General features: G+C 38.0%; 20 protein-coding genes and 1 pseudogene. 14 read left to right on the top strand and 7 right to left on the bottom strand.

Features of this window, described 5'->3' with window-relative positions; genetic code table 11:
* Window positions 1–84: 84 nt before the first annotated feature.
* The 5 genes from mreC to GM698_RS09025 all read left to right on the top strand — a co-directional run bounded on the left by mreC (window position 85) and on the right by GM698_RS09025 (window position 4,750).
* Window positions 85–1,137, top strand: a complete 1,053-nt coding sequence (gene mreC, locus GM698_RS09005) for a rod shape-determining protein MreC (RefSeq protein ID WP_176810155.1) — start codon at window positions 85–87, stop codon at window positions 1,135–1,137.
* Window positions 1,137–1,625 carry a rod shape-determining protein MreD gene (gene mreD / locus GM698_RS09010; protein ID WP_159630465.1) on the top strand — a complete coding sequence of 163 codons (489 nt, stop codon included), beginning with the start codon at window positions 1,137–1,139 and terminating at the stop codon, window positions 1,623–1,625. The genes mreC and mreD overlap by 1 nt, the downstream gene beginning before the upstream one ends.
* Before the next feature lie 8 nt (window positions 1,626–1,633).
* Window positions 1,634–2,968 (top strand): replication-associated recombination protein A, encoded by a 1,335-nt coding sequence (locus tag GM698_RS09015; RefSeq protein WP_209289309.1) that lies wholly within the window; start codon window positions 1,634–1,636, stop codon window positions 2,966–2,968.
* Between the two features lie 58 nt (window positions 2,969–3,026).
* Window positions 3,027–3,812: a zinc ABC transporter permease subunit ZnuB gene (gene znuB, locus GM698_RS09020; protein WP_159630461.1), complete on the top strand. Its 786-nt coding sequence runs from the start codon at window positions 3,027–3,029 to the stop codon at window positions 3,810–3,812.
* A 137-nt stretch (window positions 3,813–3,949) separates the two neighbouring features.
* Window positions 3,950–4,750, top strand: a complete 801-nt coding sequence (locus GM698_RS09025; RefSeq protein WP_176808689.1) for a class II glutamine amidotransferase — start codon at window positions 3,950–3,952, stop codon at window positions 4,748–4,750.
* Between the two features lie 45 nt (window positions 4,751–4,795).
* On the opposite strand, the gene ispA is transcribed toward GM698_RS09025, so the two are convergent.
* Both ispA and xseB read right to left on the bottom strand, forming a co-directional pair.
* On the bottom strand, window positions 4,796–5,689 hold the full coding sequence (ispA, locus tag GM698_RS09030) for a (2E,6E)-farnesyl diphosphate synthase (protein ID WP_209289310.1): 894 nt from the start codon (window positions 5,687–5,689) through the stop codon (window positions 4,796–4,798).
* A 15-nt stretch (window positions 5,690–5,704) separates the two neighbouring features.
* A complete protein-coding gene (gene xseB, locus GM698_RS09035; RefSeq protein ID WP_159630454.1) occupies window positions 5,705–5,935 on the bottom strand; it encodes an exodeoxyribonuclease VII small subunit in 231 nt (76 codons plus the stop codon).
* A gap of 124 nt (window positions 5,936–6,059) precedes the next feature.
* On the opposite strand from xseB, the gene GM698_RS09040 reads away from it, so the two are divergent.
* Both GM698_RS09040 and GM698_RS09045 read left to right on the top strand, forming a co-directional pair.
* Window positions 6,060–6,845, top strand: a complete 786-nt coding sequence (locus GM698_RS09040; protein WP_176810151.1) for an MOSC domain-containing protein — start codon at window positions 6,060–6,062, stop codon at window positions 6,843–6,845.
* A 35-nt stretch (window positions 6,846–6,880) separates the two neighbouring features.
* Window positions 6,881–8,830, top strand: coding sequence for an LTA synthase family protein (locus GM698_RS09045; protein WP_209289311.1), 1,950 nt, complete (start codon window positions 6,881–6,883; stop codon window positions 8,828–8,830).
* A gap of 67 nt (window positions 8,831–8,897) precedes the next feature.
* Here the strand turns inward: GM698_RS09045 and nagK are convergent, their stop codons facing one another.
* The 3 genes from nagK to yhbY all read right to left on the bottom strand — a co-directional run bounded on the left by nagK (window position 8,898) and on the right by yhbY (window position 10,931).
* Window positions 8,898–9,815, bottom strand: a complete 918-nt coding sequence (nagK, locus tag GM698_RS09050) for an N-acetylglucosamine kinase (protein ID WP_209289800.1) — start codon at window positions 9,813–9,815, stop codon at window positions 8,898–8,900.
* A 2-nt stretch (window positions 9,816–9,817) separates the two neighbouring features.
* Window positions 9,818–10,549, bottom strand: a complete 732-nt coding sequence (locus GM698_RS09055) for a phosphatase PAP2 family protein (protein ID WP_159630448.1) — start codon at window positions 10,547–10,549, stop codon at window positions 9,818–9,820.
* Window positions 10,550–10,616: 67 nt separating this feature from the next.
* The gene (gene yhbY / locus GM698_RS09060; RefSeq protein WP_176808683.1) at window positions 10,617–10,931 is read right to left on the bottom strand and encodes a ribosome assembly RNA-binding protein YhbY; all 315 of its coding nucleotides are present in this window, start codon (window positions 10,929–10,931) and stop codon (window positions 10,617–10,619) included.
* A 113-nt stretch (window positions 10,932–11,044) separates the two neighbouring features.
* Here yhbY and GM698_RS09065 point away from each other — a divergent pair, with 113 nt between their 5' ends.
* Window positions 11,045–11,803 carry a glycosyltransferase family 2 protein gene (locus tag GM698_RS09065; protein WP_176808682.1) on the top strand — a complete coding sequence of 253 codons (759 nt, stop codon included), beginning with the start codon at window positions 11,045–11,047 and terminating at the stop codon, window positions 11,801–11,803.
* Window positions 11,804–11,869: 66 nt separating this feature from the next.
* Here the strand turns inward: GM698_RS09065 and GM698_RS09070 are convergent, their stop codons facing one another.
* Window positions 11,870–12,913, bottom strand: coding sequence for a glycosyltransferase family 9 protein (locus tag GM698_RS09070; protein WP_209289312.1), 1,044 nt, complete (start codon window positions 12,911–12,913; stop codon window positions 11,870–11,872).
* A 128-nt stretch (window positions 12,914–13,041) separates the two neighbouring features.
* Between GM698_RS09070 and GM698_RS09075 the strand changes: the two genes are divergently transcribed.
* A complete protein-coding gene (locus tag GM698_RS09075) occupies window positions 13,042–13,626 on the top strand; it encodes a DUF1287 domain-containing protein (RefSeq protein ID WP_176808680.1) in 585 nt (194 codons plus the stop codon).
* Window positions 13,627–13,732: 106 nt separating this feature from the next.
* Window positions 13,733–14,236, top strand: coding sequence for a murein L,D-transpeptidase family protein (locus GM698_RS09080; RefSeq protein WP_238336854.1), 504 nt, complete (start codon window positions 13,733–13,735; stop codon window positions 14,234–14,236).
* A 44-nt stretch (window positions 14,237–14,280) separates the two neighbouring features.
* Here the strand turns inward: GM698_RS09080 and GM698_RS09090 are convergent.
* Window positions 14,281–14,795 (bottom strand): annotated as a pseudogene (locus GM698_RS09090) (M23 family metallopeptidase).
* A 178-nt stretch (window positions 14,796–14,973) separates the two neighbouring features.
* On the opposite strand from GM698_RS09090, the gene argG reads away from it, so the two are divergent.
* From argG to purF, 4 genes are all read left to right on the top strand, one after another.
* A complete protein-coding gene (gene argG / locus GM698_RS09095; protein ID WP_176808679.1) occupies window positions 14,974–16,305 on the top strand; it encodes an argininosuccinate synthase in 1,332 nt (443 codons plus the stop codon).
* An 83-nt stretch (window positions 16,306–16,388) separates the two neighbouring features.
* Complete coding sequence (rnhA, locus tag GM698_RS09100) at window positions 16,389–16,850, top strand: ribonuclease HI (RefSeq protein WP_159630438.1); 462 nt, start codon at window positions 16,389–16,391, stop codon at window positions 16,848–16,850.
* A gap of 153 nt (window positions 16,851–17,003) precedes the next feature.
* Window positions 17,004–17,507: a CvpA family protein gene (locus GM698_RS09105; RefSeq protein WP_176812657.1), complete on the top strand. Its 504-nt coding sequence runs from the start codon at window positions 17,004–17,006 to the stop codon at window positions 17,505–17,507.
* Between the two features lie 14 nt (window positions 17,508–17,521).
* The gene (gene purF, locus GM698_RS09110) at window positions 17,522–19,039 is read left to right on the top strand and encodes an amidophosphoribosyltransferase (protein WP_209289313.1); all 1,518 of its coding nucleotides are present in this window, start codon (window positions 17,522–17,524) and stop codon (window positions 19,037–19,039) included.
* Window positions 19,040–19,179 lie beyond the last annotated feature (140 nt).

Consider the following 19,179-nt stretch of genomic DNA (forward strand, 5'->3'; position numbering starts at 1 on the left):
TATTGAATTGGAAGTTGACAATAGATTGAATCTATTGTCAACTTTCGTTATATATTCCGATAAATTTTACATTATACTTCTCTGATGAAACCAATTTTTGCTAAAACGCCGTCTTTAGGAATGCGTCTGATTATTGCCATAATATTATCTATTATCTTGATTATTTCTGATGGTCGAAGCTCATTGATGATTCAAGCTCGAAATATGTTAGAAACAGCAGTGAGTGGATTATATTATTTTGCGAATACGCCTCGCTCAATCTTAGATGGTGTGAGTGGTAATTTTATTGATAACAATAAATTACAAATGGAGAATAACTCTTTAAAAGAGCAATTAAGAGAAAAAAGTGCAGATTTATTACTGCTTGATCAGTTAAAAGTAGAAAATCAACGTTTAAGATTGTTGCTTAGTTCCCCGCTTCGCCAAGATGAATACAAAAAAATTGGAGAAGTTTTGGCAGCAGAAATGGATACCTACCGTCAGCAAGTTGTTATTAATCAAGGTCGGTTAGATGGTGCTTTTGTTGGACAGCCAGTGATTGATGAAAGAGGCGTTGTAGGACAAATTATTTCCGTAGGAGAAAAATCCAGTCGTGTTCTACTTTTAACCGATATTACTCATGCCACCCCAGTTCAGGTGCTACGTAACGATGTTCGTGGAATTGTTAATGGTACAGGTTTAAACAAAGAATTGGTCGTTGATAATCTACCTCGTTCTATTGATGTAGTAAAAGGAGATGTGTTAGTTACATCAGGCCTAGGTGGTCGTTTTCCAGAAGGTTATCCAGTTGCGATTGTAGAAACGGTAGAAAATGATACAAAAAGTCAGTTTGCTAGAATTGTTGCTCGCCCGTTAGCTTCATTTGATCGCCTGCGTTATTTATTATTGCTTTGGCCAATAGCGGAAGAGAAAAATTACAGTCAAAGTTTATCGCCTGAACAAGTGCGTGAAATTGTTGAAGAAAGGCGTAATAGCGTAAATCCGTTTGAGCGATTAAAACAGATGTCAAATAAGAAAACAGAGGTTCAGTTAGAGACTAAAGAAGAGCAAGATGTAGAAGAAATAGATGAAAATCCAGCATCACAACCTGATATTGAAAGCCACGAAGAGAATCACATAGAACAAGGAGCTGAATAATGAGAACAAATCCAATTTTTCAGATTCTAGTTATGCTTGCAATTTTTATAGTTGCTTTTGTGCTGGAAATAATGCCTTGGCCAATTGGATTTCAAGGATTACGTCCAACTTGGATTGTATTAGTACTCATTTATTGGGCATTAGCCCTACCAGATAAAATCAGTATTGGCACTGCTTTTTTAGCAGGTATCGTGTGGGATCTCATTTTGGGCTCAATTTTAGGCATTCATACTTTAGTGCTATCCGTTGCCATTTATTTTGTAGCAAAATATCATCTTATTTTACGTAACTTATCTCTTTGGTTACAAAGTTTATTGGTGATGGCATATATTGTGTTGATTCGTTTTGCTATTTTTGTCGTTGAATTTGTTTTACACAGTGCAGAATTTAACGCTCAACAAATCTTAGGTGCAGCGATTAGCGGTGTGCTTTGGCCTTGGATTTTCCTACTCATGCGTCATATCCGCCGTCAACTTCGTTTACGCTAAGAGCCAATATGAACAGTTTATCTTTTGATTTTGCTGAAGATTTCCGACCGCTAGCGGCAAGAATGCGTCCTCAAAATTTGAGCGAATATGTAGGGCAATCTCATCTCATTGGCGAAGGAAAATCATTGCGTAGAGCGATTGAAGCAAGGCTTATCCATTCAATGATTTTTTGGGGGCCTCCAGGAACGGGTAAAACGACATTAGCTGAAATTATTGCACATCATTTTGATGCAGAAGTAGAACGCATTTCAGCTGTCACCAGTGGCGTGAAAGAGATTCGAGAAGCCATTGAGCAGGCAAAATTAAACCGACAAGCGGGAAGACGAACACTGATTTTTGTTGATGAAGTTCATCGCTTCAATAAAAGCCAGCAAGATGCGTTTTTACCTCATATTGAAGATGGCACAATCATTTTTATTGGTGCGACGACTGAAAATCCTTCGTTTGAGCTAAATAATGCTTTACTCTCTCGTGCCAAAATTTATATTTTAAAGCCATTACAAGCGGTCGAAATTTTAGAAATTTTGCAAATGGCGGTGGCAGATAAAGAGCGTGGGCTCGGTAATGAAAAATTATTAATTGAAGATGATGTGCTGAAATTGCTTGCCGATTATGTGAATGGTGATGCTCGCTTTGCCTTAAATTGCCTCGAATTAATGGTAGATATGGCAGAAAATTCCCCTCATAAAGTGTTAAATAAAATATTGCTTAGCGATGTATTGGGCGAGAGACAAGCACGTTTTGATAAGGGCGGAGATCGTTATTACGATCTCATTTCGGCACTTCATAAATCTATTCGAGGTTCATCGCCAGATGGTGCTTTATATTGGTATGCTAGAATTTTAACCGCTGGCGGTGATCCGCTTTATGTAGCAAGACGCTTATTGGCTATCGCTTCAGAAGATGTAGGCAATGCCGACCCACGTGCTATGCAAATTGCTATAGCCGCTTGGGACTGTTTTACTCGAGTTGGCGCTTATGAAGGTGAAAGAGCCATAGCTCAAGCCATTATTTATCTTGCGGTTGCGCCTAAAAGCAATGCAGTTTATCAGGCCTTTAATGAAGCAAAACGCTTAGCAAAAGAAGCGAAAGATTACGATGTGCCAGAGCATTTGCGAAATGCACCAACAAATTTAATGAAATCGTTAGGCTATGGCGAAGGATACCGCTACGCCCATCACGAACCGAATGCTTATGCCGCAGGAGAAAATTATTTTCCTCCTGAACTTAAAGATACCCAATTGTATTTCCCGACAGAACGAGGAATGGAAAAACAGATTAAAGAAAAAATAGCGTGGCTGAAATCACAAGATGAATTGAGTGAAATAAAACGATATAAATAATATTCATAAAATTTGCAAAATTTTATGAAAAATCAACCGCTTGTTATTTGGAATAGATATGTTTGATATTTTACTGCCTGCGTGGCTCGCAGGTGTTTTGCTAGCCTTTATTACTGCACCGCTCGGTGCTTTTGTGGTTTGGCGAAAAATGGCCTATTTTGGCGATACGCTTTCCCATTCCGCCTTATTGGGCGTAGCTCTTGGTATTTTTTTACAAATTGATCCTTATATTGCCGTGATTGCAATGACGATTATGTTAGCAATATTGTTGGTTTGGCTTGAGCATAAAACGAACTACTCGGTTGATACGGTATTAGGCATTATTGCCCACACTAGCCTCTCTTTGGGTGTGATTACTATTAGCTTGCTTGATAATGTAAGAGTAGATTTAATGTCTTATCTCTTTGGTGATCTGCTTGCAATTAGTTTTTCTGATGTGATTTTTATTGGGATAGGGGCAATTTTGATCTTATCTGTGTTAATGAAATTTTGGAAACAGTTATTGTCCATAACGATTAGCCCAGAGCTGGCTCAAATTGAGGGATTAGATGTGGCTCGCTTACGTTTATTGCTTATGCTTTTGACTGCATTAACCATTGCATTAAGTATGAAATTTGTTGGGGCATTAATTATTACTTCATTATTGATTATTCCCTCTGCAACGGCACGGCGTTTTGCTCAAACGCCAGAAAAAATGGTGTTGATTGCAGCCTTGTTTAGCATTATTGCATTAACTGGAGGTTTACTGCTATCAGCTTGGAAAGATACCCCAGCAGGTCCATCGGTGGTTGTTTTTGCTGGAATGCTTTTTTTAATTTCGCTGTTTAAAAAAGAATACAACTAAAAAGTATAAAAAAGCTATAAATTATAAAAATAAGGAATAAGATTTCTATAGAAATCCCATTGAAATTTTCTATCAATCTGTTTAAATATCACTATGAGTTTTTTATAGTAAGTTATTGAGAGCTAACGAATTAAATTATGTGTCAATTACTTGGAATGAACTGCAATACGCCAACCGACATTACGTTTTCTTTTGACGGTTTTCGTCGCCGTGGAGGATTAAGTGATCATCACACGGACGGTTTCGGGATCGCATTTTTTGAAGGTAAAGGCGTGCGTGTTTTCAGAGATAATCGCCCAGGTGCTTCGTCACCTATGGCAGAATCTATCGGTCAATATCAAATTAAATCATTAAATGTGATTGCACATATTCGTAAAGCCACTCGTGGCGATGTGAATTTGGAAAATACACACCCTTTTATTCGTGAATTATGGGGAGAAAATTGGGTATTTGCACATAATGGCACGGTAGAAGGGATTGAAGTGTGCAAAGAGTGCCATTATCAACCGATAGGCACAACGGATTCCGAAGTCGCATTTTGCCGAATGGTATCCCAATTAAAAGAGAAATATCCAGATAAACCAAGCGAAAAAGAGATCTTTGATGCAGTAGTAGAAATAACCTCAACAATCGCTGAACACGGAGTATTTAACTTTATTTTATCGAACGGAGATTGGATGATTGCTCGCTGCACAACTAACCTTCATTATGTGTGCCGTAAAGCCCCATTTGGTAAAGCGTTGCGTGATGATGATGTGTCGATTGATTTCAGTCAATATACCCAAATTACCGATAAAGTAACCATTATTACAACTCAACCATTAACGAAAAATGAGAACTGGACTAAAATGAAAAACGGTGGCTACGTTTTCTTTAAAGATGGCGATGTAATTTATGAAATAGAAGGCACGCTACCAGAAGCGAAGCCTCACGTATAAAGGCTATAAAAAAGCTATTAAAAACCTAGCAAATGCTAGGTTTTTTTAGTTTTCACGTTTAACAATAAAGTGAGCTAATTCTTTTAATTCCGTGGTATCGAAAGGCAGTTGCTCAAGAGCTGTAAGCGCGATTTGATATAGCATTTCAGCTTTTTGTTTCGCACCTTCTAGCCCTAATAGTTTAGGGTAGGTACTTTTATTTAAGTTTTCATCGGAGCCAACCGTTTTACCAATTTTATCGGTTTCGCCAATCACATCTAAAATATCATCTTGTACCTGAAAGGCTAAACCAATTGCTTTAGCATAATTTACAAGCGGTTGTTTTATGGACAAATTTTGCGAATGTTCGGAAAGGTTAAAGCCCATCATCACGGATGAGAGAATTAACGCCCCCGTTTTATTATGATGAATAAGTTCCAATTCTGCTAAATCTACCGATTTATTTTCTGCAATTAAATCTAAGCTTTGCCCTAAACACATTCCTTTTGCACCAGAGGCAACCGCTAATTCTGTGACTTGAGCCACTTTTTCTTTATCATTAAGATGTGGATCGGTTACGATTAACTCAAAGGCGAGGCTTTGTAAGGCATCGCCTGCTAAAATGGCGGTGGATTCATCAAAGGCAATATGGCAAGTGGGTTTGCCACGACGTAATTTATCATCGTCCATTGCGGGTAAATCATCGTGAACCAGTGAATAAGCGTGAATGGATTCCATCGCACCTGCACTATGATCTAATTTTTCAAGCGATACGCCTAACATTTTGCCTGTTGTATAGATTAAAAATGGGCGAACACGTTTTCCGCCCAATAATACCGCGTATTCCATCGCCTTAATTAAAGGGGAATTAAAGGATTCGTATTGGCTTAATTTTTCAGCTAAAAAATGATTAATACGTTTTTGTTGAGTGTTAAGATCGGCAGCTAAGGAATAGCTCATTTTATTCTTCTCTTTTTATTCTTTAACGTAGTCGCTAAGTTCTGCTGAATCGTTTTTATTTAATAGAATCTGGATTCGTTGCTCTGCTTTTTGTAAGCGTTCTTGCCCTTGTTGTACTAATTTAATTGCTGCTTCAAATTCATTAAGTGCTTCTTCTAGAGGTAAATCGCCAGTTTCTAAATGAGTGACAATTGCTTCTAATTCTTTCAGCGTAGTTTCAAAATCTTGAGTTGGTTTTTTTGCCATTTTATTTGACCTATAGCTCATTAAAGTTTTGCAAGTTTACCGTTCTACAAAGGGATTTGCAAATTCCTTTTACTTTTTGACCGCTTGTAGTATTGTATCTTGACTGATATAAAGAGGATTTTCTATGCAAGTAACAGAATTGAATATTTACCCGATAAAATCAACTCAGCCAACCCAAGTTTCTCAAGCCTTTGTTGAACCGAAAGGATTAAATTTTGACCGTGAATTTATGATAACTGAACCTGATGGTAAATTTATTACTGCCCGTAAAGAGGCGGAACTATACCGCCTAACGGCTTTTCCGATTGCTACAGGGCTTGTGATTACTCATACAAGCGGTCAAAAATGTTTGGCACTTTACCAAGACTTCATTGAGGAGCAATCAAGCGAAGTGTGGGGAACACATTTTAATACTAAAGTGGCTGATAAGAAGGTGAATCAGTGGTTAAGTGGAATGCTAGGTAGAGAAGTGCAATTGCGTTGGCTGGGTAGCAAAAGCCAACGTAAGGTTGAAAACTTTGGTGAGAATCCGCTGAGTTTTGCAGACAGCAATCCTGTTACGTTAATGTCATTAAAATCGCTTGAGCAAGTCCAACAATGGTCGCCTATTCCAATCGAAATGGCTCGTTTTCGTCCAAATATCGTGATTGATGGAAATATTGCCTTTGAAGAAGAGCGGTGGGAACAAATTCAAGTTGGAGAAGTCTTATTCACCAAGTCAGCCCTCTGTACTCGATGTGTGCTGATTACTCGCAATTTATCTACGTTAGAATTAGACCCTCAAGCAGAGCCTTTCCGAACGTTGAAACAAAAGCATACTAATGATAAGGGCAAGCCGATTTTTGGTATTCATCTTGTGCCACAAAATAGTGGAGTAATAAGAGTCGGCGATCCTGTCATTATTAAATAATGATAATAATTCAATATTTTTAAAAGGAGATTCAAATGCACCAACGCAGTCCATCAAGAACTGTGCTATTCCCGATCCTACTGTTTATTGGGATGAATTTATTTATCTTAACGTTATCTCGTTTAGCTTTAGGTATCTGGCAAATTGAGAGAGTATCAGCCGTTGATGGCTGGATACCATTAATGTTGCAAGGCATTCGTATTGATATATCCGCATTATGTTGGCTGTTTGGTTTGCCTGCACTATTTAGCGTACTTTTCTTCCATAAAAATAAGCTTGGATCAATTTGGCAGACGGTTTTGAGAGTTTGGCTAACTGTCGGTAGCGTATTTATTCTTTTTATGGAAGTGGTAACGCCAAATTTTATTGAGACCTTTGATCTCCGGCCTAATCGTCTTTTCATTGAGTATTTGGTTCATCCTAAAGAAGTTTTCACTATGTTGATGAATGGGCATTTATTGACTGTAATTATTGGTATATTAGCAGCAATTGTGTCCTGTTTTATTTATTGGAAATTATCGGGCTGGGCAACACGAAATTTACGTTTTCCAAATTGGAAAATGCGTCCATTATTAGCTTTATTAGTAGCTGTAGCGGTTTTTATTGGCGGGCGTTCAAGTTTAGCTCATCGTGGAATAAATCCTGCGATGGTTGCATTTTCAAGCGACCCTCTGGTCAATTCACTGGTACTAAACTCAGGCTATTCCGTACTTTATGCGGTACAGCAGTTGAAAGATGAAGAGCGATCTTCAGAACAATATGGAAAAATGTCGGTTGAGGAAATGTTAACGATTGTTAAACAAGCTCGAAACCGTCCTGATTCAGATTATATCTCAGATGAAATTCCAACACTGACTGAAAATAAAGCGACTTATCAAGGTAAGCCTAAAAATATCGTAGTGCTTTTGGAAGAAAGCTTGGGAGCTCAATTTGTTGGCTCATTAGGTGGGAAAAATCTCACACCAAATTTAGATAAGCTCTCGAAAGAAGGCTGGTATTTTACTAATCTCTATGCAACAGGTACTCGTTCAGTTAGAGGGATTGAAGCGGTCACAACAGGTTTTACACCTACGCCAGCAAGAGCGGTAGTGAAATTGACGAAAAGTCAAAATAACTTTTTTAGTATTGCAGAATTGTTAAAGCATCAAGGCTACCATACTTCTTTTATTTATGGTGGCGAGAAGCACTTTGATAATATGGCAAGTTTCTTTTATGGTAATGGTTTTCAGCAAATTATTGATGAAAAAGATTATCAAGATCCCAAATTTACTGCCACTTGGGGAGTGAGCGATGAAGATCTCTTCGATAAGGCAAATGAAACTTTCACTCAGCTCTATAAAGAGGGAAAGCCATTTTTTAGCTTAGTATTTAGTTCGAGTAATCACGATCCATTTGAATTTCCAGACGGTAAAATTGAATTATACGAACAACCAAAGCAGACTCGTCATAATGCGGCAAAATATGCGGATTATGCGATCGGACATTTTTTTGAGTTAGCGAAAAAATCAGATTATTGGAAAGATACGGTATTTTTAATTATTGCGGATCATGATTCTCGAGCGGTTGGCGAGCATTTAGTGCCAGTTCAACATTTTCATATACCCGCGTTATTGTTAGGGGAAAATATTGAACCAAGAGCAGATCATCGTTTAGTTAGCCAGTTAGATATGCCAACAACATTACTCTCTGTGGCAGGAATAAGTGGGCAATATCCAATGATTGGTTATGATTTAACGCAAAATATAGACCCCAATCGAGCCTTTATGCAATATGATGCCACACAAGCAATGATGAAAGGTAGCGATGTGGTTGTAATGCGACCAAACTTACCGATTGAAGGTTTTGTGTATGATAAGTCAACTTTTAGCCTAACCCCTAAAGCACAACCAGAATCTTTTAAGAAAGAGGCATTGGCTCACGCATTACTTGGCAGCTATTTATATAAAAATCAGTTGTATAAATTACCGTCAGAAACTAAGCAGTAGAGAAAACTAAAAGAGAGAGGGTTGCAATATTTTCATTAAAAATGACCGCTTGCCCTCTCTCACCAGATTATTTTAAAAATAATGCAGCCGCACCTCGTGTGCCACCCGAATCGCCGTGAATGGCTTTTTTAATTACGGGTACTTTGGCTGAACGCATAAGATGCTTTGGTAGAGCTTTTGGTAAAGCCTCATAAATATGATCGAAATTTGATAATCCGCCACCAAATACAATCATATCGGGATCTAAAATAGTAATGAGATTGCTAATGCTAATTGCCATTAACGCAATATACTTCTCAACAAATTCAACCGCTTTCTGCTCCTTATTGTAAAAACGTTCAATGATCTCTTTAGCTGATATTTTCTCGCCCACTAAATCGTTAAACAGGAGCTCAAAACCACGACCAGAAATATAGGTATCTAAACAAGCTTGATTGCCACAACCACATTCATAAATCGGGGCTTTATCCCAGCCTAATAATTTTAAGGCGTGATAATTTAACTGCATATGGCCAACCTCACCTGCCATACCAATTTTGCCAGAATGCACTTTGCCATCAAATACCAATCCGCCGCCAAAACCTGTACCGATAATTAAGCCAAGCACTGTTGAAAAATATTGATTACTTTCGTCCCACGCTTCAGAAAGGGCGAAACAGTTAGCATCATTTTCAGCACGCACTTCACGTCCTAACCGCTCGCTTAAATCTTTAATAATGGCTTTGCCATCGGCAACACGAATATTGGTAATTTCCGCAATATTTGTTTCACGGTTTACAAAACCAGGTAAGCCTAAGCCAACAAATCCTTGCTCGCCAAATTTAGCATCTGCATTATTGACTAAATTTTCAATCGTTGTTAGCCAATCTTCATAATTCGTTTGTGGAGTAGGAACCCGCTCGCTGTGTAATTTTTCTAATTTATTATTAAATGCAGCCAACTCAATTTTTGTGCCACCAATATCTAAGCCATAATAAATTGCCATCATTAAATTCTCTTATGAAATAAATTAAATGGATTCGTCTTTTGTAACCAAGGCACAAACCATACAAAGAGTGCTAGGTTTGTTGCAAATGCAAGTAAGCTACTAATAAATAAATCAATTGGGTAGTGCATACCTAATCTTAAACGACTAATGAGCATTAATGCAGCCCAAGTAATTGCAAAAATATGCGCAAAAATGACCGCTTGTCTCTGTATATTAATGCAAAATCCTACCACTAAAAGCAACCAAGAAACGGCAAAGATCGTATGACCAGATGGGAAAGAGTAGCCTACCTCTTTAGCTTGATGGATAGTCACAAAATTTTGTTGAGTCCCCACTTTTTCGGTAACGGCTAAGCCTCTCTGCTCGCGTGTTAATTGATAAAAATCGACAGACTTATCTTCAAACAGTGCAGAAACAAAAGGTCTTGGTTCTTGAAAGGTAGATTTCATCGCTGTTTTGATAATTTGAGTTGTGACCATTGAAGAAGCACAAACTGTAATAACAAAAACGAAGGCATAATGCTTTTTGACTACCCATGCCAGTAATAAGGTAAAAATAACGCAAGTAGCGATAGCGTAAGGCATAGATCCAGTTTCGGTAATTAAAAATAAGAAATAGTCAAAACTATATTCAGAATATTGAATCGCTAAAGACCATTGCCAGTTAGAAAGCCAGGTTACGATAGGAATCAGCAGCATTGCCAGCGTATAAAGAGAGAATTTTTTAAACATAGATATTCCGTTAAAAAACCGCTTGAATACAAGCGGTTATATTTTTGAAAAATGTTGCATATTACCGTTAGATCGCTTTGGTAGCTCTCGGTAGCGTGATTTTTTTCTCTTCACTTTGTCGATAAAGTACCAAAATGTGACCGATAGCTTGCACTTCAGCTGCTTTGGTCTCACGCAAAATGGCATCAATAATTAGTTGCTTAGTGTCACGATCCGCACCAGCTACTTTGACTTTGATTAATTCGTGATGTGCTAATGCGTTATCGATCTCCGCTAAAACGCCTTCGGTTAAGCCGTTGCCTCCTAGCATCACAACAGGGCTTAAATGGTGTGCTAAGCCTTTTAAATATTGCTTTTGTTTGGTTGTTAATTTAATTGACATTTTTTATCCGCTATTGGTTTATGAAATAAAATTTGGCGTAGAAAATAGCACAAAAACAAGGATTTTTAAAGTACAATGCAATGAATTACAGAAATAAGAGAAAAGGATAAAGTATGCCAACATTAAGTGTTGCGATGATTGTAAAAAACGAAGCCCAAGATTTGGCAGCCTGTTTAGAAACAGTGAATGGATGGGTTGATGAAATTGTGATTTTAGATAGTGGCAGCACAGATACAACACCTCAAATTGCTGCAGAATATAATGCTAAATTCTATACCAATACGGATTGGCAAGGTTTCGGCAAGCAACGCCAACTCGCACAGCAATATGTTACAGGCGATTACGTCTTGTGGCTTGATGCAGATGAACGAGTTACCGAAGAGCTTAAGCAATCTATTTTACAAGCGGTCAAAAAAGAGGAAAAAAATACCGTGTATAAAATTAGCCGTTTAAGTGAGGTATTTGGTAAGCAAATTCGCCATTCGGGGTGGTATCCTGATTATGTGGTGAGATTGTATCGAACGGAATTTGCAGCCTATGGCGATGAATTAGTTCACGAAAAAGTGCATTACCCAAAAGAGGCGAAAGTAGAAAAGTTACAAGGCGATTTACTGCACTTCACTTATAAAGATATTCATCATTATTTAGTAAAATCTGCCAGTTATGCCAAAGCGTGGGCAATTCAGCGAGCGAGTGCAGGAAAAACGGCATCATTGCTTGATGGCATAACGCACGCCATAGGCTGTTTTGTGAAAATGTATTTCTTAAAAGCAGGTTTTTTAGATGGTAAGCAAGGATTCTTATTAGCTGTATTATCAGCTCATTCCACCTTTGTAAAATATGCGGATTTATGGAATAGAACAAGAAAATAGCCCGTAACTAACACACTCTCCCTTTAAAGGGAGAGCGATTGGTAGATAAAATCGCACTCGGTAATTTTATGAGAGAGAAGGCACATTCCATATTTTCCGCAGAAAGGGCAAAACGGTTTTCAACACGTCAGGAATCGAAATCAAGGTTAAATTCATCTGCGAGGCTTTGTCTGATGGCGGGCAGAATGCAATATGTTTGTCCGCATCATTAATGGGTTTCCAGCGACGAGGAATCGCAGAAAGCCGGCTTGGATAAAATCCAATGGTTGGAATATTCAATGCTCCGCTAATATGTAATGGACCAGTTGAGCCGGCAATAAATAAGTCTGCACAAGCAAGGGAGCAAGAGAAGTCTATTAGCCCATCGTTTTTATCATATACCACTACATTACTATTATTGACTTTCTGAGCTAGCCTATTTGCTTTCTCACTTTCGCCTTTCCCTGCTGTGAGGACAACATAGCACTTAAATTCAGCCAAAATACCTTGAATTAATTCTGCATATTGCTCAAGAGATAAATTATTAGCAGAACCGCCTGTCGAACTATGTACAAATAGCCATTTTTTATTGGTTGTGATGTTTAGCTGGTTACATAGTTTAGTTTTTTGTGCTTGGATAGTTGCCCCATCAAAAGCTAAATAAGGCGTTTTAGGCTCTACAATGTTAACGTTATGTTGAGCTAAAAATGCACGGGCTAAATCCAAATTGTATTCTGATTCCGCTTTTGCAGATTGAGAGCGGCGTTGCGTTAAGCGATGATTATATAAAAACTGAAATAACTTAGTGGCAGGGGCTAAGCGATATTTAATTCCACTATGCCAAGTGAGTTTTGCATTATACCAATCTGAGACGAAACAAATAACTGCATCAAATTGTTCATTTTTGACCGCTTGTAAAATACGATTAAATTCATTGTTATCTTTTTTGTTTGCTGTATCAATGATCACGTTATCAATAGCAGGGCAAAGCTCGGCAAGTGGTGCGGTATAGTTGGGCACAAGGGCGGTAATTGTTACTTCTGGCATAGACTGCTTCAACATCGCAAATGCAGGAAAGCAAACCATAAAATCACCGATTTTATCATTTCGGATCACGAGTAGTTTTTTCATTATTATTCTCTTTTTCTAACCAGTTTGCTAAATTATACCTTGATTTTATTATTTGAAGAAATCATTGAACAAAGTAGAAATGAAAAGGTCGATAAATCAATAAAATTAACTTTATTTTAGGGTCAATAATGCAAAACAGGTTAAAATTCGCATACTTATCGGTTTTTCTTTTCGGTTCTGTGTTGGCTTATGGGAATGTTTTGGTCGAAAATGCCAGAAAACAAATTGGCGTAACGGTGAGTTATGATCCTCAATATAGTAAAATTGATTTCCCGATGGGGGATGTGCCGGCAACAACCGGTGTTTGCACTGATGTGGTGATTCGGGCTTATCGTTTGCAAGGATTAGATTTGCAACAAGCGGTCAATAAAGATATGAAATCTGCGTGGGAGAAATACCCTAAGTTATGGGGCTTGAAAAATACGGATACAAATATCGATCATCGCCGTGTCCCTAATTTAGAAACTTTTTTCAGCCGTTATGGAAAAACATTATCATTAACCGATATCAATAGCTTCCAAGCAGGGGATATTGTAACTTGGCGGCTACCGAAGAATCTCCCACATATTGGTCTTGTCTCAGATAAAAAATCAGCTGATGGCACGCCGCTTATTATTCACAATATAGGCAGAGGTACAGTTGAAGAAGATATTTTATTTAAGTATAAAATAGTTGGGCACTATCGATTACCTGAAAACATTAAATTCAAATAGTGAGGAAAAAATGAGTAAATTAATTAAGATTGTGTTGTTTATAGGTGGGCTAATAGTTGCTATGGTATCAATCTGTTTATTAATACAGGCTAAGGAGATAAGTCGAATGATACCAAAACAATTACTTGAAGGTGAGATTGAGGCTGCACCAATGGTAAAAAATTTTGAATCTTTACCAGAAGGAATTGAAATTACTCGTTTGGTGGTACTCAAAGGACAACGTCAAATGTTTGCTTATAATGGGGATAAACTTATTAAAATTTATCCAATTTCTTTAGGTTTTAATCCAATAGGGCATAAACAATTTGAAGGCGATGGCAAAACCCCTGAGGGGATTTATACCATCAATGAACGAAACAAAAACAGCAGCTATCATAAAAATCTGGGTATTTCTTATCCTAACAGTCAAGACAAGGCATTCGCAGAGGCTCAAGGGAAATCAGCGGGCGGATTAATTAAAATTCACGGTTTACGCAATGGATTTGGCGATATCGGACGTAACCACTTACTGAAAGATTGGACACACGGTTGCATTGCTGTAACAAATGAGGAAATTGATGAGCTGTTTTTATCAGTTATACATCGGGCTGAAATTGAAATTAAGCCTTGATATTTTTAGCTACAAGCGGTCATTTTTCCTTGAAAGTTTGCAAATCACTGTCTAATCAACGGATACGGATTTATTGCTCCGCTTGGTGTATAAATACCATAATGCAAGTGTGGCGGCGTGCCTCTAGCATTACCACTGTCGCCTACTGTGCCAATGATTTCTCCTTGCTCAATCCATCGGTGGCGGGAAATATTGCCATAATCTTCTAAATGGGCGTGTAGTGTACTGTTCTACCTGTCATAACCGAAACTACTTTACCGCCTAGTCTGTTTGTGCCAATTCGCACTACAACCCCGCTCGTAGTGCTACGAATAGGTGTTCCTCTCGGTGCAAAAATATCTACACCTTCGTGTTTACGTCCTCCACTTCTTGGGCTGTGCCAACTGTCAATAAAGCGTTGCCCTGCAATAGGATTTGGCAAACTTTGTTTAGTTGGAATGCCTTGTTTTAATGTCGGTATCCAACGCAGATAATCATAGAGATAAGGTACTTTAAATTGCTCAATACCGATCAAAGTAATCAATAGTATAACAATCCCTATTAGGCATTTTTTTAACATATCTATCTCCTAAAGAACTTAATATGACAAGCGGTTATATTTTACGGAAAATGTGCAAATCTGATGTGTAAATTTTAGATGAATTTTTAACGCTTTTCAGCTAGAATATTTTCCTTGAATGCATACGCAAGCGTTTGCGTTTAATTGTTTTTTACTTTCAAAATTTATAGGAATTCGTATGTCAGCAACAATTTTAGAAGCTTTACCTTTAGGGCAGAAGGTTGGTATTGCCTTTTCAGGCGGTTTAGATACCTCAGCAGCATTACTTTGGATGCGTAAAAAAGGCGCCGTACCTTATGCGTATACCGCAAATTTAGGTCAGCCAGATGAAGATGACTATAATGCAATTCCGAAAAAAGCCATCGAATATGGTGCAGAAAATGCACGTTTAATTGATTGTCGCCAACAATTAGCCCACGAAGGCATTGCAGCAATCCAATGTGGTGCTTTCCATATTTCAACAGGCGGCATTCCTTATTTCAACACCACGCCTCTTGGTCGTGCGGTAACTGGTACGATGCTTGTTGCTGCGATGAAAGAAGATAATGTAAATATCTGGGGTGATGGCTCAACGTTTAAAGGCAATGATATTGAGCGTTTCTATCGCTATGGTTTACTCACTAACCCAAAATTAAAAATCTATAAACCGTGGTTAGATCAACTCTTTATTGATGAGCTTGGTGGTCGTTTAGAAATGTCAACATTCTTAATTGAAAATGGCTTTGACTACAAAATGTCAGTTGAAAAAGCGTATTCCACTGACTCAAATATGCTAGGCGCAACCCACGAAGCGAAAGATTTAGAAGAGTTAAGCACAGGAATGAAGATTGTAAAACCAATTATGGGCGTTGCTTTCTGGGACGAATCTGTTGAGATTAAAGCTGAAACGGTTTCTGTGACTTTTGAAGAAGGCGTGCCAGTTGCATTAAATGGTAAACGCATTGATGATGCGGTTGAATTAATTATGGAAGCGAACCGCATTGGTGGACGTCACGGTTTAGGAATGTCAGACCAAATCGAAAACCGTATTATCGAAGCAAAATCACGTGGTATTTACGAAGCACCAGGAATGGCGTTATTACATATCGCTTATGAGCGTTTGGTAACGGGTATTCACAATGAAGACACTATCGAACAATATCGTATCAACGGTTTACGTTTAGGTCGTTTATTATATCAAGGGCGTTGGTTTGATCCGCAAGCATTAATGCTGCGTGAAACGGCTCAACGCTGGGTGGCAAAAGCAATTACTGGAACCGTAACGCTTGAATTACGTCGTGGTAATGACTTCACGATTCTTAACACAGAATCGCCAAACTTAACTTACGAATCAGAGCGTTTAAGTATGGAAAAAGTGGAAGATGCACCGTTTACACCAGCTGATCGAATTGGTCAATTAACAATGCGTAACTTAGACATTGTGGATACTCGTGGTAAATTAGCGGTTTACACCGATGCTGGTTTATTAGCTGCAAATAATAGTGTCATTCCTCAGCTTGGAAAAAAATAATGAGCGGATCTCAATGTTGATAATTGAGTAAAATCTGCCCCAAAGTGAAGGCTTTGGGGTTTTTATTTTCAAAGATTAATGTGATGAAATTAGTTGAAATATTTACAGACGGTTCTTGTTTAGGCAACCCAGGTAAAGGCGGACTTGGCATTTTACTTCGCTATAACGGATATGAAAAAACGGTTAGCAAAGGTTATTTTCAAACCACTAATAATCGTATGGAATTACGTGCGGTAATTGATGCATTATCTATGTTGAAAGAACCTTGCAAGGTAAAACTTAGCAGCGACAGCCAATATATGAAAAACGGTATCCAAAAATGGATTTTTAATTGGAAGAAAAATGATTGGAAAACAAGCGATAAGAAACCTGTTAAAAATAAAGATTTATGGATAGCCTTAGATAACGAGATTCACCGTCATCAAATTGAGTGGGCGTGGGTTAAAGGGCATTCGGGGCACCGTGAAAATGAAATTTGTGATGAACTGGCAAAAAATGGGGCAAATAACCCGACTTTAGAGGATGTTGGCTATGTTGTAGAATAGCCGCTTTTGACAAGCGGTCAGATTTTGCCATTTTTTTGTCAAATACACCCGCTTGTTATTTTACGTAGATTATCAAATTTTTAACAAAATGGGGCTACGCAAACGTTTTCTTTTTTTGTAGAATAGGAGAGCTTTAAGCTTTTAAGGGTATTTATGGTTGATTTAGTTATTATCGGAATTATTACTTTTTCTGTACTCGTAAGTTTATGGCGAGGGTTTACTAATGAAGCGTTATCACTACTTGGTTGGGTAATTGCTTTTTTTGTGGCAAGTTCGTTTTATCCTTATTTGAGCGGTTATTTAACACAAATAAATTCAGTTTACCTACAAAACTCAGAATTTTTACGCAATGGGTTAGCCGCAGTTATTTTATTCATTTTAACTTTAATTGTGTGTGGCGTAATTAACGGTTTGTTAGGCAGAGTAATTGATTTAAGTGGTTTGTCTATTACTGATCGCATTTTAGGGGGAGCTTTTGGGGCATTGCGTGGCATTTTAATCGTTTCCGCCGTTTTATTCTTTTTAGATACTTTCACACAATCAAGTCAGACGGATTTATGGAAATCATCATTATTGATTCCGCACTTTGACTTTATTGTGAAATGGTTCTTTGAACAGTTACAAACAAATTCTACTTTTCTAAACTCGACTAAATAAAGAGGTTTTTCTATATGTGTGGCATTGTCGGTATTATTGGGCATTCTCCTGTTAATCAGGCGATTTATGATGGTTTGACATTACTACAACACCGAGGACAAGATGCCGCAGGTATCGTCACCATAGACGATGAAAGCCGTTTTCGCTTACGTAAAGCAAATGGTTTGGTAAGCGATGTTTTCCGGCAAGAACATATGTTACGTTTGCAAGGAAATGTAGGTATTGGTCACGTGCGTTATCCTACAGCAGGGAGTTCTAGTGTCTCAGAAGCTCAACCTTTCTATGTAAACTCGCCTTTTGGTATTACACTTGTGCATAATGGTAATTTAACTAATAATGCACAATTAAAAGAGCGTTTATTTAATGAGGCTCGCCGCCACGTTAACACCAATTCAGATTCAGAATCGCTACTCAATATTTTTGCCTATTTTTTAGATCTTTATCCAAACAAGCATTTAACATCAGCGAATATTTTTGAAACAGTACGCAAAACAAACGACAGTATTCGGGGTGCTTATGCGTGTATTGCGATGATTATCGGGCACGGTATGGTGGCATTTCGTGATCCTTTTGGTATTCGTCCGCTAGTACTTGGTAAGCGTGAAGTAGAAGGCAAAACCGAATATATGTTTGCCTCAGAAAGTGTAGCACTGGATGTTGTAGGCTTTGAATTTGTGCGAGATGTGTTACCAGGCGAAGCAATTTATATTACCTTTGAGGGTGAACTACATTCTCAAATCTGTGCAGATAGCCCAAAACTTAATCCTTGTATTTTTGAGTATGTTTACTTTGCTCGTCCTGATTCCGTGATTGATGGTGTTTCTGTCTATGCAGCCCGTGTGCATATGGGAGAATTACTCGGTGAAAAAATAAAACGAGAATGGGGGCGTATTGTAGATGATATTGATGTGGTTATTCCGATTCCAGAAACTTCCAATGATATCGCAGTGCGTATTGCAAATGTACTTTATAAACCATATAGACAAGGTTTTGTGAAAAATCGCTATGTGGCTCGTACCTTTATTATGCCAGGTCAAGCTCAACGTAAAAGTTCAGTTCGCCGCAAGCTAAATGCGATTGCCTCAGAGTTTAAAGGTAAAAGTGTATTATTAGTTGATGACTCTATTGTTCGAGGCACTACCTCAGAGCAAATTGTCGAAATGGCAAGAGCGGCAGGGGCAAAAAGAGTTTATTTTGCCTCTGCCGCACCAGAAATTCGTTATCCGAATGTTTATGGGATTGATATGCCAACTTGTGAAGAGCTGGTAGCCTATGATCGTTCAGTGGAAGACGTTGCTGAAATGATTGGTGTAGATAAGCTGATTTTCCAAGATTTAACAGCACTTTATAAATCAATTCAAATAGAAAATCCCTCTATTCACAACTTTGATGACTCCGTCTTTACTGGCGAATATATCACAGGTGATATTGATAAAGGCTATTTAGATGCAATTGCTAACGCTCGTAATGATAAAGCAAAGACAAATGCGGCAAAGCAAGCCACAAATCTAGAAATTCATAACGAAAGCTAAAAAGAAAACTCGCAGCGTAATAAACTGCGAGTTTTCTTTATTTCTTCTGTTTTGCTAAAGTACTGGTAAGCGGTCAAATTTTTCGAATGATTTGCAAATACAAACAATCGAACTATATTAAGACTTCTTTTAACATATTT

The organism is Mannheimia sp. ZY171111 (assembly GCF_017750945.1).
Classification (GTDB): Bacteria; Pseudomonadota; Gammaproteobacteria; order Enterobacterales; family Pasteurellaceae; genus Mannheimia; species Mannheimia pernigra.